This is a genomic window from Mesorhizobium sp. M0048, assembly GCF_040323405.1.
Lineage (GTDB): Bacteria > Pseudomonadota > Alphaproteobacteria > Rhizobiales > Rhizobiaceae > Mesorhizobium.
Genome location: NZ_JAMYUV010000002.1, coordinates 48600 through 72852, shown reverse-complemented (window position 1 = coordinate 72852; position 24253 = coordinate 48600). Strand labels below are relative to the sequence as shown.

21 protein-coding genes are annotated in these 24253 nt (G+C 62.5%); 14 read left to right on the top strand and 7 right to left on the bottom strand.

Annotation, left to right across the window (positions count from 1 at the left end; all coding sequences use genetic code 11):
• Positions 1-3 precede the first annotated feature (3 nt).
• Genes NKJ84_RS02545 through thrC form a run of 3 tightly spaced genes read right to left on the bottom strand, consistent with a single transcriptional unit; the run spans position 4 to position 3320 of the window.
• A complete protein-coding gene (locus NKJ84_RS02545; protein ID WP_254818464.1) occupies positions 4-600 on the bottom strand; it encodes a GNAT family N-acetyltransferase in 597 nt (198 codons plus the stop codon).
• Between the two features lie 15 nt (positions 601-615).
• Positions 616-1908 (bottom strand): M16 family metallopeptidase, encoded by a 1293-nt coding sequence (locus NKJ84_RS02540; RefSeq protein ID WP_352476680.1) that lies wholly within the window; start codon positions 1906-1908, stop codon positions 616-618.
• Positions 1909-1922: 14 nt separating this feature from the next.
• Positions 1923-3320, bottom strand: coding sequence for a threonine synthase (thrC, locus tag NKJ84_RS02535; protein WP_352505207.1), 1398 nt, complete (start codon positions 3318-3320; stop codon positions 1923-1925).
• A gap of 128 nt (positions 3321-3448) precedes the next feature.
• Between thrC and NKJ84_RS02530 the strand changes: the two genes are divergently transcribed.
• The gene (locus NKJ84_RS02530; protein ID WP_352505206.1) at positions 3449-4147 is read left to right on the top strand and encodes a hypothetical protein; all 699 of its coding nucleotides are present in this window, start codon (positions 3449-3451) and stop codon (positions 4145-4147) included.
• 37 nt (positions 4148-4184) lie between these two features.
• Here NKJ84_RS02530 and NKJ84_RS02525 read toward each other — a convergent pair whose 3' ends face one another.
• Complete coding sequence (locus NKJ84_RS02525) at positions 4185-4874, bottom strand: HAD family hydrolase (RefSeq protein WP_352505205.1); 690 nt, start codon at positions 4872-4874, stop codon at positions 4185-4187.
• Positions 4875-5055: 181 nt separating this feature from the next.
• Here NKJ84_RS02525 and NKJ84_RS02520 point away from each other — a divergent pair, with 181 nt between their 5' ends.
• Positions 5056-6189, top strand: a complete 1134-nt coding sequence (locus tag NKJ84_RS02520; RefSeq protein ID WP_352476683.1) for a site-specific DNA-methyltransferase — start codon at positions 5056-5058, stop codon at positions 6187-6189.
• A 62-nt stretch (positions 6190-6251) separates the two neighbouring features.
• On the opposite strand, the gene NKJ84_RS02515 is transcribed toward NKJ84_RS02520, so the two are convergent.
• On the bottom strand, positions 6252-6863 hold the full coding sequence (locus tag NKJ84_RS02515; protein WP_254818470.1) for an HAD family hydrolase: 612 nt from the start codon (positions 6861-6863) through the stop codon (positions 6252-6254).
• An 11-nt stretch (positions 6864-6874) separates the two neighbouring features.
• Positions 6875-7987 carry an A/G-specific adenine glycosylase gene (gene mutY, locus NKJ84_RS02510; protein ID WP_352505204.1) on the bottom strand — a complete coding sequence of 371 codons (1113 nt, stop codon included), beginning with the start codon at positions 7985-7987 and terminating at the stop codon, positions 6875-6877.
• Positions 7988-8036: 49 nt separating this feature from the next.
• Between mutY and NKJ84_RS02505 the strand changes: the two genes are divergently transcribed.
• The 8 genes from NKJ84_RS02505 (at position 8037) to nadE (ending at position 19031) form a co-directional block, all read left to right on the top strand.
• The gene (locus tag NKJ84_RS02505) at positions 8037-8537 is read left to right on the top strand and encodes a DUF721 domain-containing protein (protein ID WP_352505203.1); all 501 of its coding nucleotides are present in this window, start codon (positions 8037-8039) and stop codon (positions 8535-8537) included.
• A 129-nt stretch (positions 8538-8666) separates the two neighbouring features.
• Positions 8667-9395, top strand: a complete 729-nt coding sequence (locus tag NKJ84_RS02500; RefSeq protein ID WP_254818473.1) for a DsbA family protein — start codon at positions 8667-8669, stop codon at positions 9393-9395.
• A gap of 117 nt (positions 9396-9512) precedes the next feature.
• Positions 9513-12971 carry a chromosome segregation protein SMC gene (gene smc, locus NKJ84_RS02495; protein ID WP_352505202.1) on the top strand — a complete coding sequence of 1153 codons (3459 nt, stop codon included), beginning with the start codon at positions 9513-9515 and terminating at the stop codon, positions 12969-12971.
• Positions 12972-13080: 109 nt separating this feature from the next.
• Complete coding sequence (locus tag NKJ84_RS02490) at positions 13081-14052, top strand: NAD-dependent epimerase/dehydratase family protein (RefSeq protein ID WP_352505201.1); 972 nt, start codon at positions 13081-13083, stop codon at positions 14050-14052.
• Positions 14053-14236: 184 nt separating this feature from the next.
• Positions 14237-16174 (top strand): asparagine synthase (glutamine-hydrolyzing), encoded by a 1938-nt coding sequence (gene asnB / locus NKJ84_RS02485; protein ID WP_352505200.1) that lies wholly within the window; start codon positions 14237-14239, stop codon positions 16172-16174.
• A gap of 19 nt (positions 16175-16193) precedes the next feature.
• A complete protein-coding gene (locus tag NKJ84_RS02480; RefSeq protein ID WP_254818658.1) occupies positions 16194-16457 on the top strand; it encodes an acyl carrier protein in 264 nt (87 codons plus the stop codon).
• A gap of 22 nt (positions 16458-16479) precedes the next feature.
• Positions 16480-18027 carry a class I adenylate-forming enzyme family protein gene (locus NKJ84_RS02475; protein WP_352505199.1) on the top strand — a complete coding sequence of 516 codons (1548 nt, stop codon included), beginning with the start codon at positions 16480-16482 and terminating at the stop codon, positions 18025-18027.
• The gene (gene nadE, locus NKJ84_RS02470) at positions 18024-19031 is read left to right on the top strand and encodes an NAD(+) synthase (RefSeq protein ID WP_352505198.1); all 1008 of its coding nucleotides are present in this window, start codon (positions 18024-18026) and stop codon (positions 19029-19031) included. The genes NKJ84_RS02475 and nadE overlap by 4 nt, the downstream gene beginning before the upstream one ends.
• A gap of 47 nt (positions 19032-19078) precedes the next feature.
• Here the strand turns inward: nadE and NKJ84_RS02465 are convergent, their stop codons facing one another.
• Positions 19079-20194 carry a hypothetical protein gene (locus NKJ84_RS02465; RefSeq protein ID WP_352505197.1) on the bottom strand — a complete coding sequence of 372 codons (1116 nt, stop codon included), beginning with the start codon at positions 20192-20194 and terminating at the stop codon, positions 19079-19081.
• Between the two features lie 516 nt (positions 20195-20710).
• On the opposite strand from NKJ84_RS02465, the gene NKJ84_RS02460 reads away from it, so the two are divergent.
• From NKJ84_RS02460 to NKJ84_RS02445, 4 genes are read left to right on the top strand one after another with little or no spacing between them, the layout of a single operon-like run.
• Positions 20711-21838: a transporter substrate-binding protein gene (locus NKJ84_RS02460; RefSeq protein ID WP_352505196.1), complete on the top strand. Its 1128-nt coding sequence runs from the start codon at positions 20711-20713 to the stop codon at positions 21836-21838.
• Positions 21835-22437: an ANTAR domain-containing response regulator gene (locus NKJ84_RS02455; protein ID WP_352476692.1), complete on the top strand. Its 603-nt coding sequence runs from the start codon at positions 21835-21837 to the stop codon at positions 22435-22437. The genes NKJ84_RS02460 and NKJ84_RS02455 overlap by 4 nt, the downstream gene beginning before the upstream one ends.
• A gap of 19 nt (positions 22438-22456) precedes the next feature.
• Complete coding sequence (locus tag NKJ84_RS02450; RefSeq protein ID WP_254818659.1) at positions 22457-23323, top strand: ABC transporter permease; 867 nt, start codon at positions 22457-22459, stop codon at positions 23321-23323.
• Positions 23320-24240, top strand: coding sequence for an ABC transporter permease (locus NKJ84_RS02445; protein ID WP_352505195.1), 921 nt, complete (start codon positions 23320-23322; stop codon positions 24238-24240). The genes NKJ84_RS02450 and NKJ84_RS02445 overlap by 4 nt, the downstream gene beginning before the upstream one ends.
• The last annotated feature ends 13 nt before the right edge of the window (positions 24241-24253 follow it).

The following is a 24253-nucleotide window of genomic DNA, read 5'->3' as shown; positions in this document are numbered from 1 at the left end:
AAATCAGTCCTTTGTTCCAACGCCCGGCGGATCGTCCGCGATTCGGGCGTATAGGTAATGGTCCTGCCAGATACCGTTGATCCTGAGATAGGATCGTAGCAGTCCTTCGCGCCGGAATCCGGCTTTTTCAAGCACGCGGATCGACCGGGCATTATCGGGGATACAGGCAGCTTCGATCCGGTGCAACCGCAGCGTTTCGAAGGCGAAACGCGTCACCACCTTGACGGCATCGGTCATCAGGCCGCGTCCGCTGAAGCGCTCGCCGATCCAGTAGCCGATATGGCCGCTTTGGGCGACCCCGTGGCGGATATTGCCGAGGGTGATACCGCCGGCCAGCTTGCCGCTGCTTTTCTCGAAGATGAAGAAGGCGATCGCCGTCCCCTGCGCGTAGTCCTCGCGGTAGCGGCCGATACGGTGCCGCCACGCCGTGCGGTCGAGCTCGTCAGGCGTCCATCGCGGCTCCCACGGCTCGAGGAAGGCGCGGCTTTCACTGCGCAGCACCGACCACTCGCGATAGTCGTTGGTCAGCGGCACGCGCAGCGTGACCAGCTCGCCCTTCAGTGCCGGCAGGTCGCGGCGAAAGAAAGGGAGCGCGAACACGATGCTCGAATGGGCTTAGACGGCAAGCTTACGGGCAGTGGTCTGCGTGCCCGAAAGCGAATCGAGGATCGCCTCATAGGGCGCGAGCGTACCCACCGGCCCGACAGCTGTAAGCGTCGGCTTGGTCGAAAAAAGCCGGGACGACAGATCCGTCAGCCGCTCGACAGTCAACGCCGACAGGCGCTCCATCAGCTCTTCCTTGGCGATCGGCCTGCCGAACAGAAGCAACTGCCTGGCGATCTGCGAGGCGCGGCTGGCCGGGCTCTCGGCCGACATGATCAGCCCGGCGCGGTACTGGGCACGCGCCCGGTCAAGCTCCTCCTGCAGGATGTTTTCGCCGGCCTTTTGCAGCTCGTCGATGATCACAGGCACCAGCTCGGCAATATCGCTTTGTCCGGTCGCGGCATGGACCCCGAAGACGCCGGTGTCGGAAAAACCCCAATGGAAGGCATAGACCGAATAGCACAGGCCGCGTTTTTCGCGGACTTCCTGGAAAAGTCGCGACGACATGCCGCCGCCCAGGATCATCGACAGGACCTGGGAGGCATAGAAATCGCGGACGTGATAGGCGCGGCCCTCGAAACCCAGCACGATCTGGGCGTCCATCAGGTCGCGGTCCTCGCGAAAATCGCCGCCGACATACTGCGCATATTGCGGGATGGTGCCGTCGGCCTTGCCGCGGAAGCTGCCGAGCCGCTTTTCGACCTCCCGCACGAAATCGTCGTGCTTGATATCGCCGGCCGCCACCATCACCATGTTCTCGGCACCGTACTGTCGCTCGATGAAGTCGTGCAACTGCTTCGAAGTGAAGGATTTGACGGTTTCCGGCGTGCCGAGAATCGAGCGGCCGATAGTCTGGTGGCGAAAGGCGGTCTCGGTAAAGTGATCGAAAACGACGTCGTCGGGCGTATCGTGCGCGGCGCCGATCTCCTGCAAAATCACATGCTGCTCTCGTTCCAACTCCTGCGGATCGAATTCGGAGTCCTGCAGGATGTCGGAAAGAATATCGACCGCCAGCGGCACGTCGTCGCTAAGAACCCTTGCATAATAGGAGGTCGTCTCGACGCTGGTGGCGGCATTGATCTCACCGCCGACGTCCTCGATCTCCGAGGCAATCTCGAAGGCGCTTCGCCGCCTGGTGCCCTTGAAAGCCATGTGCTCGAGCAAGTGCGCCATTCCGTGCTCTTCGTCACGCTCGTTGCGTGCGCCCGACTTGACCCAGGCGCCAAGGGCAACAGATTCGAGGCTTGGAAGGGTTTCGGTGGCGACTGTCAGGCCGTTCGACAGACGGCTTACCTCAACACCCATATGGCAATTACTCCCTAACGCGCCGCCCGCGTGTGGCGGCCGAGATAATCTTCCACCATTTTCAGGTCGGATGGAAGTACCGTGTATTTTTCCTCGGCGCTCATCAACCCGCCTAGCCATGCAGGCAGGGCAGGCGACACGCCGCTGGCGGCTTCGACGGCGGCGGGAAACTTTGCCGGGTGCGCAGTGCCCAGCACCACCATCGGCACCTCACCCGCAGCCTTGCCGGCGGCCACATGCACGGCCGCGGCCGTATGCGGGTCGAGCAGATAGCCGCTCGCCGCTAGTGTGGTGCGGATACTGGCGGCGACCTCGTCCATGGTGGCGCGGCCGGCGTCGAATTCGGAGCGGATCTTGGCGATTTCGCCAGCCTCGATGGTGAAGGCGCCGGACTGCTTGAGCCCGTTCATGTAGCGCCGCACGGTCGAGGCATCGCGGCCGGACGCTTCGAACAGCAAGCGTTCGAAGTTCGAAGACACCTGGATGTCCATCGAGGGCGACGTGGTCGAAAAAACCCCCTTCATGCGGTATTCGCCGGTCGCCAGCGTGCGCGCCAGAATATCGTTGTCGTTGGTGGCGATGATCAGCCGTTCGATCGGCAGCCCCATCTTCTTGGCGGCATAGCCGGCAAAGATGTCGCCGAAATTGCCGGTCGGCACGGTGAAGGAAACCGGTCTGTCGGGCGCGCCGAGCGACAGCGCGGAGGAGAAATAATAGACGATCTGGGCCATGATGCGGGCCCAGTTGATCGAATTGACGCCCGACAGCGATACCCGGTCGCGAAAACCATGGTCGTTGAACATGTCCTTCACCAGGCCCTGGCAGTCATCGAAATTACCTTCGATCGCCAACGCATGGACGTTTGCGGCGGTCGAGGTCGTCATCTGCCGCTGCTGTACCGGCGAGACGCGGCCATGCGGGAAAAGCACGAAGATGTCGGTGCGGTTGCGCCCGGCAAAGGCATCGATGGCGGCCCCTCCGGTGTCGCCGGAGGTGGCGCCGACAATGGTGGCGCGCTGGTCGCGCTCGGCCAGCACATAGTCCATCAGCCGTGCAAGAAGCTGCATCGCCACGTCCTTGAACGCGAGCGTCGGGCCATGGAAGAGCTCGAGCACGAAGCTGTTCGGCCCGGTCTGCACCAGCGGGCAGACGGCCTCATGGCGGAAGCTCGCATAGGCTTCGCACACCAGCCGTTCGAACACCGGCGCCGCGATCTCGCCGCCGAGGAACGGCGACAGCACCCGGATAGCAAGATCGGGATAGGCAAGGCGGCGCATGGCGCGGATCTCGGCTGCGGAAAAATGCGGCCAGGCGCTCGGCAGGTAGAGCCCGCCGTCGCGCGCCAGTCCGGCCAGCACCGCGTCGGAAAATCCCAGCGCGGGCGCTTCCCCGCGGGTACTCACATATTGCATCGTTACGGTTCCATTGCTGCCGGGAATTTTGGCCCGCCGCGAGGTGGTGGATTTCTGCGCTGGCTCAGTCGCATTTTTGCCGCGCGGTTGATATACGTCACCGGCTTTGCGAGAGGGAAGTGCAGTTCATGGCGTTTCATTCATTCAACGGTCGTTTTGTCGCGGGTCTGGGGCTCGCCGGCTTTATGCTTGCCGCCGCAGGCTGCCAATCGAGCGACAATGGTATTCTCGGCTTCGGCAAGAAGGACACGACGCCGCCACCGCCACCCGATCCCAAGGTGCTTTCCAGCCAGCTGCAGGCCTATTGCCCGAAAGTGACGTTGCGTGACGGCACCGCTTTCTTCAATACCTACGCCAAGAGCGGTCCGAAGCCGAAGAAAAAAACCGATGTTGCCGCCGAGGAAGCCGCGCAGCCGGCAACGGACGCGGCTGGCGTCGATCAGCCGGACGATTCCGCCAAGATCGTCTATCAGGCTTCGATCACCGATGTGACCCGCGACTGCAGCCGCGCCAACGGCTCCTTGTCGATGAAGATAGCCGTCGCCGGCAAGGTCGTGCCTGGCCCGATGTTCACCCCCGGGACCATCACCATGCCGATCCGCATCGCGGTGATGCACGGCACCGAAGTTCTCTATTCGCAGCTTCACTCCTATCAGGTCCAGGTTACCGATCCTTCGAGTGCCACGCAGTTCGTCTTCACCGATTCCAACGTCGTCGTTCCGGAGCCGACGGCGAAGGACTACCAGGCATATGCCGGGTATGACGAGGGCGCTCCGAAAGTAGCGACAGACAAGCCGAGGAAGAAGAAAGCCGCCGCGACCAACTAAGCCGCTGCATTCGCGCCGCGGCGGCTGAGGCGGCCTCTCACGCGTCCGCCGACCATTCCGACAGCGCGGCGATCACGCTTTTCAGTTCCGCCCAGCGGCGGATGACCGTTTCCGCGCCGGCCTCGGTCAGCGCATCGGCGTGGCCGGGATAGCTGTGCGCCGCGCCGGTAAAGCCGATGACGCGCATTCCCGCCGTCTTGGCGCCGGTGACGCCATGCACCGAATCCTCGATGACAAAGGTGTTCGCCGGATCGGCCTTGAGCTTTTCCGCGGCGAACCGAAACACGTCCGGCGCCGGCTTGGTTTTCCCGGTCGGGGTTTCCAGCGAGGAAAAGATCCGGCCGGCAAAGAACGGCAAAAGCTGCACCTTCTCCAGCATGAATTCGATCCGCTCAGAACGCGAATTCGAACAGACGCAGCGCGGCACTGCTACCGTGGCGACAGCTTCGTGCGCTCCGTCGATGGCACGCACGTCGCTGCGCAGCCTGCGATCGACAAGCTGTTCCTCCTTGTCGATCAAGGAGGCCTGGAACGGGATCCGGGACTTTTCCTCGACCCGCATCATGATGTCCTTGAAAATCAGCCCGGCATAGACCTCGGAAATCTCCTCGGCCGATATCTCGTAGCCGGCCGAGGTCAAAAGCTCGGCATCGATACGCGCGGCGATGATTTCGGAATCGACGAGCACGCCGTCGCAATCGAAGATGACAAGATCTGGCTGGGGCATGGTGATCCGGGAAGCGGGATGAGGGGAATGCCGAGAGGGCCTTTGGTCAAAACGGCTCAGGCGGCGCGGCATACACCAACAGGCCGGGCTTCGCAAATTCGGCGTGCTGCTTCACTGAATATTTACGCTGATCGGTAACCATAACGGACAGTAAACAGTAACGCGTGCCTTGGGTGTCACAATGTCTGCCGTGCGTCTTCTCGACGACCTTTCCGATGCTCCCCAGCAATCCGAGTGGCTGGATACGATCCTGAAGGGCGACTGCGTCGCCGCGCTCGAACGGCTGCCGGAAAAGTCGATCGACGTGATCTTTGCCGATCCGCCTTACAATCTGCAGCTCGATGGCGATCTGCACCGGCCCGACCAATCCAAGGTCGATGCCGTCGACGACCATTGGGACCAGTTCGACAGTTTTGAGGCCTACGACGCCTTCACTCGCGCCTGGCTGCTGGCGGCGCGCCGCGTGTTGAAGCCCAACGGCACGATCTGGGTCATCGGCTCCTACCACAATATTTTCAGGGTCGGCGCCAAGATGCAGGACCTGGGCTTCTGGATCCTCAACGACGTCGTCTGGCGCAAGACCAATCCAATGCCCAATTTCCGTGGCCGCCGTTTCCAGAACGCGCATGAGACGATGATCTGGGCATCGCGCGACCAAAAGGGCAAGGGTTACACATTCAACTACGAGGCGCTGAAGGCGTCGAATGACGACATTCAGATGCGTTCCGACTGGCTATTTCCGATCTGCACCGGCGGCGAGCGCCTGAAGAACGACAATGGTGACAAATTACATCCGACGCAGAAGCCGGAAGCGTTGCTTGCCCGCGTCATGACGGCATCGACCAGGCCAGGCGACATCGTGCTCGACCCCTTCTTCGGTTCAGGTACCACCGGGGCTGTGGCCAAGCGGCTTGGCCGCCACTTCGTCGGCATCGAGCGTGAGCAGGCCTATATCGATGCCGCCATGGAACGTATCGATGCGGTCCGGCCGCTGGAAGGCGCCAATTTGACGGTGCTGACCGGCAAGCGGGCTGAGCCGCGCGTCGCATTCGTCACGCTTCTCGACAATGGCTTGGTGGCGCCCGGCGCCACGCTCTACGACGCCAAGAAGCGCTGGGCGGCAAAAGTGCGTGCCGATGGCACGCTGGCGATCGGCGACAGTGCCGGGTCGATCCACAAGATCGGCGCTCACGTCCAGGGGCTGGACGCCTGCAACGGATGGACCTTCTGGCATTATGAGCGCAGCGGCGGTCTGACACCGATCGACGAGCTTCGCCGCATTGCGCGGCTGGGCATGGAGCGGGCAGGGGCCTGAGGCTCCGAGTTGCGATAGATCGGTTATGCCAAGGCTCACCCAACCTCTGGAAGCGATTCAAATCACACTTTGATCCCAAGGCGCTCAAGGTCCGCCCTGAGCGTCTTTGCGTCGGTGAACAGCACAGCCTGCCAACCGGCCGCCTTGGCGCCGTCGACATTCTTCTGGCTGTCGTCGATGAACAGCGTGGCTGCCGGATCGAGGCCGAACGCGGCGACGTGGTGATCGTAGATGGCGCGATCCGGCTTGATCTGGCGGATGTCGCCCGACACGGTCACGCCGCGCGGCCTATTGAGGAAATCGAACCGCTCACGGGCCTCGGCAAGCGTATCGGCCGCGAAATTGGTCAGCATCGTCACGTCGTGGCCGCTCTCGATCAGCCCGATCATGATCGCGACGCTGTCCTCATAGGCATGAGGCACCATCTCGTGCCAGTGCCGGCGGAAATTGCGGATGTTTTCGGCATGGTCGGGATATTGAGCGATTGCCAGCGCTTCGGCCTCTTCCCAGCTGCGGCCGCGGTCCTGCTCGATGTTCCAGTCGTGCGTGCAGACATTTTCGAAGAACCATTTCCGTTCGTCGGGATCGGGGATCAAGCGGCTGAAGGGCAGGTTCGGATCATAGTGGATCAGCACTTTGCCGATGTCGAAAACGATGTGGCGGATTTCGGACATTCTTCTCTCTTTCAATGCGGCCGCTGCTTTTTCGTCGCGCCCGGTATCGCCGCTTCGATTACCTTTTTCATGACGCTCGGCAGCGCCTCCCCGGAAATTTCATGGGCCAGCGACCAGAAATGCCCGGCCGGGCCGACGCTGTCGGTCTCCGCCTTGAACACGTCGAGTTCAAGCGCAAAATGGGTAAAGATATGGCCGATGCGTCCGGCCTGCCGCCAGTCGCCGGGGAACGGGGCTGCCGCCACCGTGGTGGCGCCATCGATCCGCGCGGTCCAGCCGGTCGTCGGCACTTCGGTCATGCCGCCCAGCAGGCCTTTATTCGCGCGCTTGCGCAAAAGGATGGCGCCGTCGCTCCTGACGGCGACGAAGGCGGCGCCGCGGCGCAAGGGTTTCTCGGCCTTGGGCAGGCGGACCGGAAAGCGCTCGGGATCGCCCGAGATTGTGGCGCTGCAATCCTGCCTGACCGGGCAGAGCATGCAGCGGGGCCGGCGCGGCGTGCAGATCGTCGCGCCCAGGTCCATCATCGCCTGCGCGAAGTCGCCGGGCCTTGTCGGGGGAACCATGCGTTCGACCTGGCCGCGTATCTCGCCCTTGGCGTCGCCCAGAGGCGTGGCGATCGAATACAGCCGTGAGACGACCCGTTCGACATTGCCGTCGACGACCGCGGCTGGTCGGTCGAAGGCGATCGCCGCGATCGCCGCCGCCGTGTAGGCGCCGATGCCGGGCAGTTCCCTCAAGCCGGACTCGCTGTCCGGAAAGCGGCCGCCTTGCCGCGCGACGAGATCGGCGCAGGCTTTGAGGTTACGGGCGCGGGAATAATAGCCGAGCCCGGCCCAGGCCTTCATGACGTCTTCGGTCGGTGCCGCCGCCAGTGCCTCGACAGTTGGCCATTTCTGCACGAAAGCCCGGAAATAGGATTTTACCGCCTCGACCGTGGTTTGCTGCAGCATCACCTCGGAAAGCCAGACCAGATAGGGATCTGGCTGGGCGCCGCCTGCCACCGCACGCGGCGGAACGCGCCACGGCAGCTCGCGGTGATGCGCGTCGTACCAGCCAAGCAGCCGGAACGCGATCTCGCCATTGTCTCCGGATACGGCCTTGCGGGTCTGGTCGTGCAGTGCCATTGATCGAGGGTCGGCCCTAATCCACTGATGCTGAAGCTGGAGAACGCACATGGCAGGGAAAAGGCCCTTCGGCAATCCCGTTCCGGTGAGCGATCTCGCAACCGAGATCCTCGACCCGGTGCTGCGCAAGCGGGCCGGCATGTCGATCGGGCTGGTCCAGTCGTGGGAAGAGATTGCCGGACCGCGGCTTGCCGGCCGCTCGCGCCCGGAAAAGATCCAGTGGCCGCGCCGCATGCACGAGGACGATCCGTTCGAGCCGGCCGTGCTGGTAATTGCCTGCGAGGGTGTGGCGGCACTGCATCTGCAGCACGAGACCGGCGAGATCATCAACCGGGTCAATGCGTTTCTCGGTTTCAATGCGATCGGCCGGATCAGGATCGTGCAGAAGCCGGTAATGGCGGGCAAGGAAAGGCCGGCACCCAGTTTGCGGCCGCTGACCGTGGCGGAGAAGGCGAAGCTGTCGGGCACTGTCGGTTTGATCGAGGACGACGGGCTGCGCGCCTCGTTGGAGCGCCTTGGCGCCACCATTCTTGGTCAAAAGAAGCCGTGATCTCGCGCTATCGTGATGGTATGCCCGGATTTGGCGATTGGAATAGGGGCGGTAATGCCTTAATTCGCGCCAACTCTCGCTTTTTGTAGCCTTTGCATTGCAAAATCCAACTATTGCCAGGTGACTCGTATGCTTCGTTCCTTGTCCCGCAGACACCTTTTGACTTCACTGGCCGCAATACCAGCGGCAGCCCTGCTTGCCGCCTGCAGCGACTCGGGCGAGAAAGCCGAGGCGCAGGATGTGAAACCTGCGGCTCCGGCGGAACCTGCGAAGCCGGCCGCCCCGGCCGCCGCCAAAGCGCCTGAAGCTCAGGGCACGGTGGATATGGCAGCCTTGTTGAAGCCCGGCGCGCTGCCCGACATGCAGCTCGGCAAGGACGATGCAAAGGTCACCATCGTCGAATATGCATCGATGACCTGCCCGCATTGCGCGCATTTCGCCGAGACCACGTTTCCGGAGCTGAAGACGAAATATATCGACACCGGCAAGGCCCGTTACATCCTGCGCGAGTTTCCGTTCGATCCCAGTGCCGAGGCCGGTTTCATGCTGGCGCGCTGCTCCAAGGACAACTATTTCCCGATGGTCGACGTGCTGTTCAGGCAGCAGGCGAACTGGGTTGGTGTGAACAATACCAAGGACGCACTGCTGCAAATCGCCAAGCTTGCCGGTTTTACACAGGAGTCCTTCGAGGCCTGCTTGACGGACCAGAAACTTCTGGACGATGTGAGATCCGTCCAGAAGCGCGGCGCCGACGAATTCAAGGTCGATTCCACACCGACCTTTTTCATCAACGGAAAGACCTACAAAGGGGCGATGTCGATTGCGGAAATGTCGGCCATCATCGACCCTCTGCTCTGACGTTTCGGCAGTGCCGAAGCGGCGTCGCTTCGGCGTGCGCACTTCTTTGGCTTGCCGCGGGTTCTCCTTGCAAAACCCCGGAACAGTGTTGCGAAACTTGGCTATGGGCCGGCGCGAATGAAGTTCTCGCGCCTTCGCCTGCTCGGCTTCAAATCCTTCGTAGAACCCGGCGAGTTCGTCATCGAACGCGGCCTGACCGGCATCGTCGGGCCGAATGGCTGCGGCAAGTCGAACCTGGTCGAGGCGCTGCGCTGGGTTATGGGCGAAAGCTCCTACAAGAACATGCGTGCGTCCGGCATGGACGACGTCATCTTTTCCGGTTCCGGAACACGACCGGCCCGCAACACCGCTGAAGTCACGCTTTTTCTCGACAACAGCGACCGTAGCGCGCCCTCGGCCTTCAATGATTCAGACGAGTTGCAGGTTTCGCGCCGCATCGAACGCGAGGCGGGTTCGCTCTACCGCATCAACGGCAAGGAAGCCCGCGCCAAGGATGTGCAGCTGCTGTTCGCCGACCAGTCGACCGGCGCGCGTTCGCCATCGATGGTCGGGCAGGGCCGCATCGGCGAGCTGATCCAGGCAAAGCCGCAGGCGCGCCGCGCGCTGCTGGAAGAGGCAGCCGGAATTTCCGGCCTGCACACACGGCGCCACGAAGCCGAGCTGCGGCTGAAGGCGGCGGAACAGAACCTCGAAAGGCTGGACGACGTTGTCGGCGAACTGGAAAGCCAGATCGAAAGCCTGAAACGCCAAGCCCGCCAAGCCTCGCGCTTCAAGAACCTGTCGGCCGACATCCGCAAAGCCGAAGCGACGCTGCTGCATCTTCGCTGGACGCTGGCCAAGACGCAGGAAGGCGAAGCGCGTTCGGCGCTGGCGATTGCCACCGCGCTGGTCGGCGACCGTGCTGCTGCCCAGATGGCTGCCGCCAGGGAACAAGGCATCAACGCCCACCGGCTGCCGGACCTGCGCGATGCGGAAGCAGCAGCCGCCGCAGCCTTCCAGCGTCTGTCGATCGCCAAGGCGCAGATCGAGGAAGAGGCAGGCCGCATCCGCGCCCGCCAGGCAGAGCTCGACCGCCGACTGCAACAGCTTGATGACGACCTTGCCCGCGAGCAGCGCATGGTCCGCGACAATGCGGATATCCTCGAACGTCTCGCTGCCGAAGAAGCCGCGCTCAACACCGAAAACGCCGGCGCCGCCGAGCGTGAGGCCAGCACCCGCGCGGCTTTCGAGCAGGCGGCATCGACGCTTGCCTCTAGCGAGGCCAGGCTCGCCGCGCTGACCGCCGAACGGGCGGAGGCTGCCGCCTCCCGCAACCAGATCGAACGGACGCTGCGCGATACCGCCGAGCGCCGCGACCGCTTTGGCCGCCAGCTTGCAGATGTCGACCGCGAATTGTCGGAGATCGTCTCCAGGGTCGCCGGCCTGCCCGATCCCGCCGAGAAGCGGCTGCTGGTCGAACAGGCGCTGGCACTGCTCGAAGGGGCCGAGGCAGCAGCGATTGCAGCCGAACGGGCGGTCGCCGAGGCGCGTGCGGGCGAAGGTGCTGCCCGCCCACCGGTTCAGGACGCAAAGGCCGAGCTGGCGCGGATCGAAACCGAGGCCCGCACGCTTGCCAAGATCCTCAATGCTGCGAGCGGCGACTTGTTTCCCTCGGTGCTGGAGCAGATCAGCGTCGAGCGCGGCTACGAGACGGCGCTGGGTGCCGCACTTGGCGAAGATCTCGACGTGCCGCTCGACCGCAGCGCGCCGGTGCATTGGGGCCAGAGCGAAATCCAGCCCGGCGACGCCGCGTTGCCCGAAGGTATAAAGAGCCTCGCCAGCGTGGTGCGCGCGCCGGCGCAGCTGGCCCGCCGGCTGGCCCAGATCGGCATTGTCGAAGCCGCCGACGGAAGAAGGCTGCAGACGCTGCTTGCCCCCGGTCAACGGCTGGTCAGCCGCGAAGGCGCGCTGTGGCGCTGGGACGGCTTTACCGCCAGCTCCGATGCGCCGACCGCCGCCGCGCAGCGGCTGGCGCAGAAAAACCGGCTGGCCGAACTCGACGCCGAAGCGATCCATGCCACCCGCATACTGCGCGACGCCGAACAGGCTCTTGCCCGGGCCGAACAGGCGCTTGCCCAGGCGAGCGAAGCCGAACGCTCCGCTCGACAGGCCGGGCGCGACGCCCAGCACGGGCTGGACGCTGCTCGCAATGCGCTGGCCGAGGCCGAAAAGGCCGGCGGCGAACTGTCGAGCCGGCGTGCAGCACTTGACGAGGCGCGCGCCCGCATTGTCGACAGCCATGAGGAAACGGCGACAGCATTCGTCGAGGCGGAAATGCTGCTGCAGGACGCGCCCGATCTCGGCGATCTGCAGTCGCAACTCGACCAGTCGGCCGCCAACGTCGCCCGCGACCGCGCCGCCCTTGCCGATGCGCGCGCCGTTCACGAGGGCCTGAAGCGGGAAGCCGAGGCACGTGCGCGCCGGCTCGACGCCATCGGCGCGGAACGGCGCAACTGGGTGGAGCGCGCCGAAAACGCGTCGACGCAGATCGCAGCGCTCGGCGAACGCAAGGCCGAGGCCGAGGCCGAGCGCGAGCGGCTGGCCGACGCACCCGACGAGATCGACGCCAAGCGGCGCGCCTTGCTGTCGCAGCTCGCCGAGGCCGAAAGCCTGCGCAAGGCTGCCGGCGACCGCTTGCAGGAAGCGGAGAACCGGCAGTCCGAGCTGGACAAGGCTGCGACCGCTGCCATCCAATCGCTCGCCGAAGCGCGCGAAACGCGTGTTCGCGCCGAAGAGCGGCTGACCGCCGCCGACGAGCGTCGGCTGGAAGTCGAAGCGCGCATCCAGGAAACGCTGAACACGCCGCCGCATCTGGTGATCCGCCACACCGGCCTCGAACCCGACAGCCCGATGCCCGAAATGGCCGAGATCGAGCGTCAGCTCGACCGGCTGAAGGTCGAGCGCGAACGGTTGGGCGCCGTCAATTTGCGCGCCGAAGAAGAGCAGAAGGAACTGTCGGACCGGCTGGAGACCATCGTTTCCGAGCGCGACGACATCATCGAGGCGATCCGTAAGCTGCGGCAGGCGATCCACAGCCTGAACCGTGAAGGCCGCGAGCGGCTGCTCGCTGCCTTCGAGGTGGTCAACGGCCATTTTCAACGGCTGTTTTCGCATCTGTTCGGCGGCGGCACCGCCGAGCTGCAACTGATCGAGTCCGACGATCCGCTCGAAGCCGGGCTCGAGATCCTGGCGCGACCGCCCGGCAAGAAGCCGCAGACGATGACGCTGCTGTCGGGCGGCGAGCAGGCGTTGACGGCGATGTCGCTGATCTTCGCCGTGTTCCTGACCAATCCGGCGCCGATCTGCGTGCTCGACGAAGTCGACGCGCCGCTCGACGACCACAATGTCGAACGCTTCTGCAATCTGATGGACGAAATGGCCGCAACCACCGAAACGCGCTTCGTCATCATCACACACAACCCGATCACCATGGCGCGCATGGACCGGCTGTTCGGGGTAACCATGGCCGAGCAAGGCGTCAGCCAACTGGTGTCGGTTGACCTGCAGGCGGCCGAAGCCATGCGCGAGGCAAGCTGACGCATCAGCTTAATGGTGGTCTCCACCTCGGCTTTCGACTATAGCACGACGAAATGGGCCGGATCTGCCGCTCCAGATACCGGCCCGGCTATGCGCGTGGAGAAGCTTGTTGCCTATACTTGTCACCGGTGCCGCGGGGTTCATTGGCAGTCACGTTTGCCACTATCTGCTCGACCGGGGACAAGCGGTCGTCGGCGTCGACAACATGAACGACTATTACGACCTGGCGCTCAAAAAGGGGCGGCTTGCCCGCCTTCTGCCCCGCAAGGATTTTTCGTTCCACCAGCTCGATATTGCCGAACAGGGCGCGCTTGCGGCTGCTCTGGCCGGGCAAGGCATCGTCAGGATCGTGCATCTCGCCGCGCAGGCCGGTGTGCGTCACTCACTCGACAATCCGCGGCTCTATGTCCGCTCCAATGTCATGGGCCACCTCGAAGTGCTCGAATTCTGTCGCGCCGAGCCGGCATTCGAGCATCTGGTCTATGCCTCGTCGAGCTCGGTGTATGGCGGCAACCGCAGCGTGCCGTTCAGCGAAGCCGATCAGGTCGACAAGCCCGTTTCGCTCTACGCCGCCACCAAGAAAACCGATGAGTTGATGAGCCACACCTACGCCCATCTGTTCGGCATACCGCAGACCGGCCTGCGGTTTTTCACGGTCTATGGTCCTTGGGGCCGCCCCGACATGGCCTATTGGATGTTCACCCGGGCGATGCTCGAGGGCAAGCCGATCCGGGTTTTCAACAATGGCGAAATGTGGCGCGATTTCACCTACATAGACGATGTGGTTAAGGTGGTCGTCGCCGTGCTCGACAAGCCGCCGGCAGCCGACGTTCCGCCGAACAGGCTCTACAATGTCGGCAACAACCGGCCGGTGCGTCTGGGCGACTTCATCGACATTCTGGAAAGGCTGCTCAAGGTCAAGGCAATCCGCCACAACGAGCCGATGCAGGCGAGCGACGTCGAGAAGACTTACGCCGACATGAGCGCGCTGGAGCGGGATTTCGGCTTCAGGCCTAGCGTTTCGATAGAGGACGGGCTGAAGAAGTTTGTCGACTGGTACCGGCCATACTCGAAGCAGTGATTTGCACCACTCGCCGTGACGCCTTCAAGCGGGACACCTGGAGTGGGCACAAGCCGGTCCGCAAAAGCATCGTTTTGTCCTAACATCCTGTTAACCACATGCTCGCTGAAAGGTATCCGATTAACCTTTGAGGCGCTTATGACGGCTATGTTTCGTGGCTTGCTGTTCAATATGAGCTGTGTGGATGTGCGGATTCGGGGGCTATTTCGGTTCAGTCCGGGATGCGGAAGCTTTGCTTGCGCGCATGACGTCCGCGATCGCCCATCGCGGACCGGATGAACAAGGCAAATTCGTAGCGCCCGAGGCTGGACTCGGGCATGCGCGGCTGTCGGTGATCGGAATTGGTGATGGCCAGCAGCCGATGTCCGACGAAACCGGCAATTTGACGATTGCGTTCAACGGCGAGATTTTCAATTACGTGGAATTGCGCGAAGGGCTGCTGGCCAAAGGCCGACGCTTCCGCACGTCGAGCGACACCGAGGTTCTCCTGCAGCTGTATGAGGAGATGGGCGAAGACTGCCTCCCGCTCCTGAACGGTGATTTCGCCTTCGCGATTTGGGATAGCCGGCGGCGGCGGATGGTGCTTGCAAGAGACCGCATGGGTGTTAGGCCGCTGTTCTACACCAGCAAGGACGGGGTGGTCTACTTTGCGTCCGAGATAAAAGCCCTGCTGAAGGTACCCGGCATCTCTGCCGAAATCGATCCGATTGCACTCGACCAGATCTTTACGCTTTGGGCGCCGATCGCGCCACGCACGGCTTTCCGGGATATCCACGAGCTGGAGCCGGCAAGCGTAATGATCGCGACCGAGGGGCAAGTGACGGTCAAACCATACTGGCATCTGGACTATCCTCATCGAGATGCGCCATCGAAGATCACCAATGAGGACGACGCGGCCGAGGCACTGCGGACCTTGTTGACCGACGCGGTGAGGCTTCGCATGCGCGCCGACGTGCCGGTCGGTTCTTACCTTTCGGGCGGGCTCGATTCATCCCTCGTTTCGGCACTCGCGGCCGGCATGACTCCTCTTAAGCTGCAGACATTTTCCGTAACGTTCGACAGCGGCGAGCATGACGAAAGCGCCTTCCAGACCGAAATGGCGTCAGCACTTGGCACGCGCCATCGAACCATAGCCTGTCGTGCCGGTGATATCGCCGGCGTGTTTCCCGAAGTCATCCGCTTTACCGAGCGGCCGATCATCCGCACCGCCCCGGCCCCCCTCTATCAACTGTCCGGCCTCGTTCGCCAGGCCGGTTTGAAAGTGGTGCTGACAGGCGAAGGCGCCGACGAAGTCTTTGCCGGCTATGATGTCTTCAAGGAAGCGCGGGTTCGCCGTTTCTGCGGACGACAGCCGGCATCGCGCATAAGACCACAGCTGTTCCGGAAGCTTTATCCCTATCTGCCAGGTCTGCAGCAGCAGTCCGTAGAGTACCTGGCCGCGTTCTTCGGCACCGGCAGCGCAGCCCTGGACGATCCGCTGTTCTCGCATCGGCCGCGTTTCAAGACCACATCAGCGGCCAAGATGTTTTTCTCCGGTGACCTGCGTGCGACATTGAAGGGCTACGACGCAGCCGAGGAACTGGCCGGCCGGTTGCCTGAGGCGTTTTCCCGGTGGCATCCGCTGCATCAAGCGCAATATCTCGAAACCCGCTTTCTCCTGCCGGGCTACATCCTCTCCAGCCAGGGCGATCGCATGGCCATGGCGCATGGTATCGAAGGGCGTTTCCCCTTCCTTGACCATCGCTTGGTGGAGTTTGCGGCAAGACTTCCGCCGGAGATGAAGCTCAAGGGACTGGTGGAAAAACACATACTGCGCAAAGTTGCCAAGCACCTGCTTCCGACGGCCATCAGCGAGCGCACCAAACAGCCTTACCGGGCGCCGGAAGCCCGCTCCTTCGTTGGACCCGGAGAACTGGACTACATACGCGACTCGTTGAGCGAGGCAAGCATCGCCGCCGGAGGACTATTTAACGCCAAGGCGGTGGCGAACCTGCACGAGAAATGCCGCTTGCAGCCCGCGTCCGGATTCCGCGACAATGCGGCTTTCGTCGGCATTTTGTCGACGCAGCTGTGGCAGAAGATTTTCACCGGCGAAAAGGTCGGTGCAGCACGAGCGGCCTGAGAAATCGAGGGAATGAAAAATCATGGTAGCAATCAAGGACAAGGTCAAAACCTTTATCGTCGACAACTTCTTGTTCGGCGACACGTCCTACGAGCTTGCGGACTCCGCGTCACTGATCGAAAACGGCATCATCGATTCGACGGCCGTGTTGGAGCTCGTGGCATTTATAGAGGATGATTTCGGCATAGCGATGGTCGATGCCGACATCGTACCGGCCAATCTGGATTCGATTGACCGCATCTCAGCCTTCATCAAGGCAAAAGCAGAAGCGCTGGCAGCGTAGGCGCCATCGGCGAGGAGCGTCCGTGCGAATCGAACATTTTCTGACGGCGAAAGCCGCTGCCCATCCAGCCAAAACGGCATTGATCACCGAGCACAAAAGGCTGTGCTACGAAGAGCTGGACGATCTCTCGAGCCGCCTGGCCGCCGCCCTTTTCATGAATGGCGTCAGGCGCGACGACCGGGTCCTGATCTTCATGGACAATTGCTGGGAGGCTGCGGTTTCGATTTTCGCGGTTCTTAAAGCAGGCGCGACTTTCAGTCCGATCAACGCATCCACTAAGGCCGAAAAGCTGGCCTACATTATCACCGATTGCGATGCGGCCGCGATTCTCACTCAAGCAAAACTGATGCCCGTGGTCGCGGAGGCGTCAAGATACTCCGGCAAGACCGGTATCTTCGTGGCTTCCACCGTTGCTGCCGATAACCAATGCCCGGCAGGAGCCACATCCCTGGCGGATTGCTTGACGTTTCAAGCCAGGGAGATTGACCATCGCGGCATTGACGTCGATCTTGCGATGTTGATCTACACCTCGGGCTCGACCGGCCGGCCCAAGGGTGTGATGATGACGCACCGCAATTGCGACGCGGCGGCCGACTCCATCACCACCTATCTGCGCAACTCGCCCGACGACATCATCTTGAATGTTCTGCCGCTCGCCTTCGACTACGGCCTCTATCAGCTGCTGATGGCCGTCAGGCTCGGCGCCACGCTCGTGCTCGAGAAGTCCTTCGCCTTTCCCCAGGCCGTCTTTGAACGCATCCGCCAGGAACGAGTGACCGGGCTTCCGCTCGTGCCCACGATGGCAGCGATGATCCTGCAGATGCGTGATCTGGCGCCGGGCTTCCTGCCCAGCCTTCGCTATATTTCCAACACGGCGGCTGCCTTGCCGCCCTCTCACATAGAACGCCTTCGGTTCCTTTTCCCCGGTGTCAGGCTCTATTCGATGTATGGCCTGACGGAATGCAAGCGCTGCACCTATCTGCCGCCCGAGGAGCTCGACCGCCGGCCGGGCTCGGTCGGAATAGCCATTCCGAACACCGAAGCCTTTGTCGTCGACGACCACGGGCAACGGGTGCCGCCGGGCGTAGCAGGCGAGCTGATCATTCGCGGGCCGCACGTCATGCAGGGTTATTGGCGAAACGAAGCTGCGACGGCACGAGCCCTGCGCCCGGGTCCGAACCCTTGGGAGAAGGTTCTCTACACCGGCGATCTGTTCAGGGTCGATGAGGAAGGTTTTCTTTATTTCGTCGGCCGCAAGGACGACATCATAAAGTCGCGGGGAGAGAAGGTGGCGCCCAAGGAGGTGGAAGCCGTGCTTCACGCTCATCCGGGCATCGCGGAAGCGGTGGTTGTCGGTGTGCCGGATCCCGTGCTCGGGCATGCGATCGGCGCAGTTATCGTACGGTCCGACCCGGCGCTCAGCGAAAAGGATATCATCCGTCACTGTGCACGCCACCTTGAGGACTTCATGGTCCCCAAGGTCATCGAGTTCCGCCGGGAACTGGCGAAGACCGATACCGGCAAGGTCAGCCGTCGGCTTGCGGCAGAAACCATGGAGGCCGCGCAATGAATGTTCGCCCGACCGAGGATGCGCGGACCTTTCTGGCGCAGGCTCTGGCAATCGACCTGATCACCGAAACGGACCGTATCGTAACGGCCTTACGCCAGCAGTTGCGCGGGCTTCGCAAGCGAGGCCTTGTGCTCGGTCTTTCGGGCGGGATCGATTCGAGCGTATCGGTCGCGTTGGCAGCACGAGCCGTCGGGCCCAAGAATGTGCTTTGCCTGTTCATGCCGGAGAGCGATTCCGATCCTGAAAGCCTGCGGCTCGGCCGCCTCGTCGCCGAAACTTTCGGTGTCGAGGCTGTGACGGAGGATATAGGGCCGATCCTGCGCGCAATGGGCTGCTACAAGCGTCGCGACGCCTTCATCCGCGAAGTGGTCCCGGAATACGGCGAAGGCTGGGCCTCGAAGATCGTCATCGCGAACGCGCTCGAGGGCGGGGGTTACAACATCTCATCTCTGGTGGTGCAGGATCCGGACGGCAAGCAGACGAAACTGAGAATGCCGCTGCCTGTCTATCTCGGCGTCGTCGCCGCTACCAATATGAAACAACGCACCCGCAAGCAGATTGAATACTATCACGCCGACCGCCTGAATTTCGCCGTTCTTGGAACACCGAACCGGCTGGAATACGATCAGGGTTTCTTCGTGAAGAACGGTGACGGCGCCGCGGACGTCAAGCCGATCGCCCATCTCTATAAAACGCAGGTCTATGCGCTTGCGGCCCATCTCGGTGTTCCGGAGGAAATCCTTAACCGGCCTCCGACCACCGATACCTACTCGCTGGCGCAGACCCAGGAGGAGTTTTACTTCTCGCTTCCTTATGACCGCATGGATCTGTGCCTTTACGGTCTCAACAACGGCGTGGCGGCTGAGGTAGTGGGGCAGGCGGCGGGGTTGGCCGCCACACAAGTGGAAAGCGTCTGGGCCGATATCATCGCCAAACGCAGGGCGACGCGTTATCTGCACCAGCGTCCGCAACTCGTTGATGTCGTCGAGGAAATCGGCACCTGACAAACAGGTAGAGCGGTGTGCACGGTTCGATTTGCATGCATCCCGCTCTAGCTGAAACGGGTGCCGATCAGCCGGCTCCATTGCTCGCCCGCAAGCCCGTTCAGGAAAACTTGCGAGTTCTTCATGGCGTCCAACAGCTCTGGATCACGTGAATGCACCACCGTTGAAGCAACGGTCAGGAAAGCGATCCGTCGTCCAAGCATCGCCTCTAGAAGTGCAGGTTGAACACGTCCGCGCAGGCCGCTGACGCCGCGCGCGGCGGCATGATCGATCAGGCAGTCTATCACGGAGCCCGCCTGGCCGGGCAGGGCGAGGATCTGCAGCACGCGGCCAATTTCATACTTCCGTGCGTAATAGGCGAAAGCGCCGACATTGGTGCCGACTGGCGACGTCACGCAAACGTAGACAAGCTCGCCCAGATCCGGCTTTTGTGCGGCATCGGTCAGGATGTGGTTGAGTTGGTCTTCCGTCCATTCCGGGCGTAGCGCGAAACGCGCGATAAACGGCTCGATTAGCTTGGCAAATGTGTGGCTGTCGATTTCGGACATGCGAAATCCCCCGTGACCTGCCCCGTCCGCCGCCACACCCGACCAGCGTCGTTCGCTGGACGTCATCCTCCTGCAATAGAATCGGTCGACGGCACGCGCCAACGGATTGAGCACTCGGGCAAGCTCCATGCGATTGGCGGAAAGGCTGAGCATGAAGGTCGCTGGCCGCATCACACGCACCCAGTCGAGGCTGTATTGCGGCAGGACCACGCCGCGCAGCCGGGTCCACAATTTCACCGAGATATCGTTGGCCGTCTCGCTGAAGGAGATGTCCTGCGGACCATCCAGGTAAGCTTTCAGCAAGCGGGCGCCGGCCAGCGGGTCGTGCTCATGGTCCTCGACCATGAGCGAGCTACAGATGGCGGCGCGTACTTGACGGCCGTTGAACGTCATCGGCAACACATGAACACCGACAAACCCGGAGACACGACCGGCGTCGTTGACGTGGACAAGCGACCGGAGGCTATCTCCGCAACCGGGCGCATCCAGATAAAACCGTTTCATGTATTCCACGAGAGAGGCCGGCGCTTCGGTCCTTTCCTTCAGCAGCACGCGTTGAAACATGTTCGCGACTGCTGGGAGATCGGCGCCTTGCAAGGCGCGAATGACGCTCAAGCCCGGCTCCCGCCACCAAAGTTCCACCCACCGAGCTTCCGGGCCAAGGCGACACGAGGCACGAGAACATCGGGCGCGCGTTCCAATTCGACGCCCATGAAGCCGTGGAACCTCGGCCAGTTGCGATCGCCCGGGTGACCGAACGGAATGCTGAATTGCTGCGGCAAGGTGAACCCTTTGCTTGACCGACGAAAAACCGGCGTCATTGCTGCTAGCAGATTCAGGTAAACCGATATTAAAGTCGTTGCTTTGAATGGTAGCGAACCTGGTTGTCCGGGCTCATACCTGGGCATCAGCAATTTTGGTTCCTGGCGGACTCCATACGACCGGCGTGAGTTGCGTGCTCCACGTCGAACCGTTGCGGCTAGCCAAAGTTTCGTGCGGCGGCTCTTGACTGGGAGCGCGGGCGGAATACGGTGAGGACAAATACCGGCTCTGGCCGCCGGGCGGCAAGAATGCCTCGTATGCCTCGCCTTGCGGCGGTGGCTGCGGGGCATTGTCATTTTGAGGCTTTGCTTGAAACGGCATATCGAGATCGGCATTCTCTATTCGCGGTCCGGCAACTACCGGCTGGTGTCCGACTCCTGCCGCGCGGGCGCGGTGAACGCCATCGCGGACGTCAATGCCGATCCCGCTGTCCCCTTCGAATTCGTCCCGGTTGAGCGCGACCCGCAGGGCAACATCGATCGGTATGCAAGCGGCTGCGCGGACATTCTCGCCAACAGTGGCGCGCGTCACATCATTGGCTGCGTCACCTCGTGGAGCCGCAAGGAGGTCATTCCAATCCTGGAAAGGGCAGGCGGCACGCTGTGGTACGCCTGCCCGTACGAAGGCTTCGAAGCCAACGAGCACGTCGTCTATACGCACGCCTGCCCCAATCAGCATCTCGTACCGCTGCTTGCCTATGTCGTGCCTCGTTTCGGCGCCGACGGCTTCCTGCTCGGTTCCAACTACATCTGGGGTTGGGAGACCAACCGTGTGGCGCGCGACCTGATTGCGGACGCCGGCGGCAAGGTGCTGGGCGAACGCTATCTGCCACTCGGCGAGGTCGACGTTGCGCGGCTGATCGCGGAGGTACAGGCGACGAGACCTGATTTCATTCTGAACAATCTCATCGGCCCTTCGTCCTATGCCTTTATCGCCGCCTATGCCGAGCTTGGCCGGCGCGACCCGCATTTCAGGCCGGAGCGTTGCCCGATCCTGTCCTGCAATCTCACGGAATGCGAATTGCCGGCGCTCAACGGGGCAGGCGATGGCCATCTTTCGGTTGGGCCCTATTTTCACGACATCTCGGGCGCGGATCGCGGAGCGGCTTCAGTGTCTTCCGTTATGCCTGCCTCATCCTTCGAGGCGGCGGCTTATGCCTCGGTGCGTACGCTCGCAGAGATACTCACCCGCAACCCCGGTGCACAATGGATGGACCTTCCCAAGGTCTTTGCCGGAACATCATTTCGAACGCCGCTGGGCGACATCGCCATCGACCCGCAAACCCAGCATGCTACGTTGCCGGTGCAGATCGGACGTATCGATGGAACATCGTTCAAAACGGTCACGCTGACGAAGGGCGTGGCACCCGATCCCTACCTTTCCCGCTATGACCGGACGGAGACGTTCGGGCGGCCACGCCTGCGGGTGGTGTCGTGAGCAAGATGGCGCGTATCCCGAACCTTGGAGGTGCCAGGGCTTTTGTCCTGCATCGTCCACATCCGACCGTGCAGGCGATCACAAGGCAATTGTCGGCCATCGGCCTTGAGGCGATTGGCTTCTGGCCGGAACTGCCGGCCGAAGCCTTGGCGGCGGACTTCGTCTTCTTCGACGTCGACCTCGGCTTTGACGAGCAATTTCCGTGGAAGCCGGGCGAGGCCCCGATGCCGCTGATAGCGCTGATCGGCTCCGAGGCGCCGGGGCGTGTCGAATGGGCACTGTCGCACAAGGCCGATGCCCAATTGCTGAAACCGGTCGGCAATGCCGGCGTCTATAGCGCGCTTTTGATCGCAAGGCAGAGTTTCGAGGCGCGCAAGCTTCTGGCCGGCGAGATCGCCTCGCTTCGTCAGCGGGTCGCGGAGCGCCAGACCATCGTACGCGCGGTGGAGGCCTTGTCGAAGGGCGCCGAGGACGGCCGTGCCTATGCGCAGCTCCGCTCGCTGGCGATGAGCTGGCAAATCAGCGTCGAGGAAGCCGCGCGCAGGATCGTGGCGATGACACAAGAAGAAGGCGACGATGACCAATCCGATCGCGCCTGAGCTTTCAGCTGCCGGGCGTATGCCAGCCAAGCCTCGCGCCGGCGTTTGGCGACGTCTGCTAAAACGGCCTCTCGCTTTGCTCGGCCTCGGGATTATTGCCCTTGTCTTGGCCGGCGCCATTCTTGCACCGTGGCTGACAGGCTACGATCCGAACGAGCAGATGTTCGACGGGCTCACGCTTGAAGGCGCGCCACTGCCGCCGGGAGCCCAGTTCTGGCTAGGCACCGACCTGCTTGGCCGCGACCTGCTGACGCGTCTCCTATTCGGCGCGCGCACGTCGCTGATCATCGGCATCGTCGCCAATGGCGTGGCGCTTCTGATCGGCACGCTGGTCGGCATCACCGCCGGCTATTTCCGCGGCTGGATCGGCAGCGCGCTTATGCGCTTCACCGATTTGATGATGGCTTTCCCGGCGCTGCTGCTCGCCATCTGCCTGGCGGCGGTGCTCCAGCCGAGCCTGTGGATCGTCGCCATGGTGATCGCATTGGTGAACTGGGTGCAGACCGCCCGCGTCATCTATACCGAGACAAGTTCGCTCTCCGAGCGCGAGTTCATCGATGCCGAGCGCACCATCGGCGCAAGCGCTCCACGTATCCTGTTTCGCCATATCCTGCCCCACCTTTTGCCGACAATCATCGTCTGGGGCACGCTCGGCATCTCGACGACGGTACTTCTGGAAGCGACGCTCAGCTATCTCGGCATCGGCGTGCAACCGCCGACTGCTTCCTGGGGCAACATCATCTTCGAAAATCAAACCTATTTTCAGGCAGCGCCCTGGCTTGTTTTCTTTCCGGGTGCGGCGATCCTGGCGCTGGCGCTAGCCTTTAACCTGGTCGGCGACGCGCTGCGCGACATCCTCGATCCGACGCAAAGGGGGCGGGCATGATCGCCTATCTCGGCCGCCGCGTTGTCCAGTCGGTTCTCATCTTGCTCGGCGTCTCCCTGATCACCTTTGCGCTGCTCTATCTGCTGCCCGCCGATCCTGTCCGCCAGATCGCCGGCCGCAGCGCAACGCCCGAGACGGTCGAGAGCATCCGCCGGCAGCTCGGTCTCGACCAGCCCTTTGTCGTCCAGTACTGGCACTACCTGACCAGCCTTCTCAGCGGTGATCTGGGGCGCTCCTACATTCAGCGTTCGGAGGTCACGGAGCTTATCGTCTCGCGGCTGCCGGCAAGCCTGCTGCTGATGGTCGGCGCCATTGCTTGCGAAGTCATGATCGGGCTGACGATGGGCCTCATCGCCGCCATCAAGCGTGGCACCGCCACCGACCAGTCGCTGATGGTCGCCTCCTTCGTCGGCGTCTCGGCACCGCAGTTCGTCGTCGGCCTGCTGCTGCTTTATGTATTCGCGGTGCAGCTCGGCTGGTTCCCGATCGGCGGTTACGGCACCTGGCGTCATCTGGTGCTGCCGTCGCTGACCATGGGAATTCTTGGCGCCGGCTGGTACGCCCGCATGATGCGCTCGTCGATGATCGACGTGCTGCGCCAGGATTACGTGCGTACCGCGCGTGCCAAGGGTCTTGCACGCAGCGCCATTATCTTCCGGCACGCGCTGCCCAACGCCATCCTGCCGGTCATCGCCATGATCGGCATCGATATCGGCATCTTCATGGGCGGCATCGTGGCTGTCGAAAGCGTGTTCGGCTGGCCAGGCATCGGCCAGCTAGCCTGGCAGGCCATTCAGCGCATCGACATTCCGATCATCATGGGGGTCACCCTGGTTTCGGCCTTTGCCATCGTGCTCGGCAATCTCCTGGCCGACACTGTCGCACCGTTCATCGACCCACGCATCAAGCTCAGATGAAAACCAAGAACAC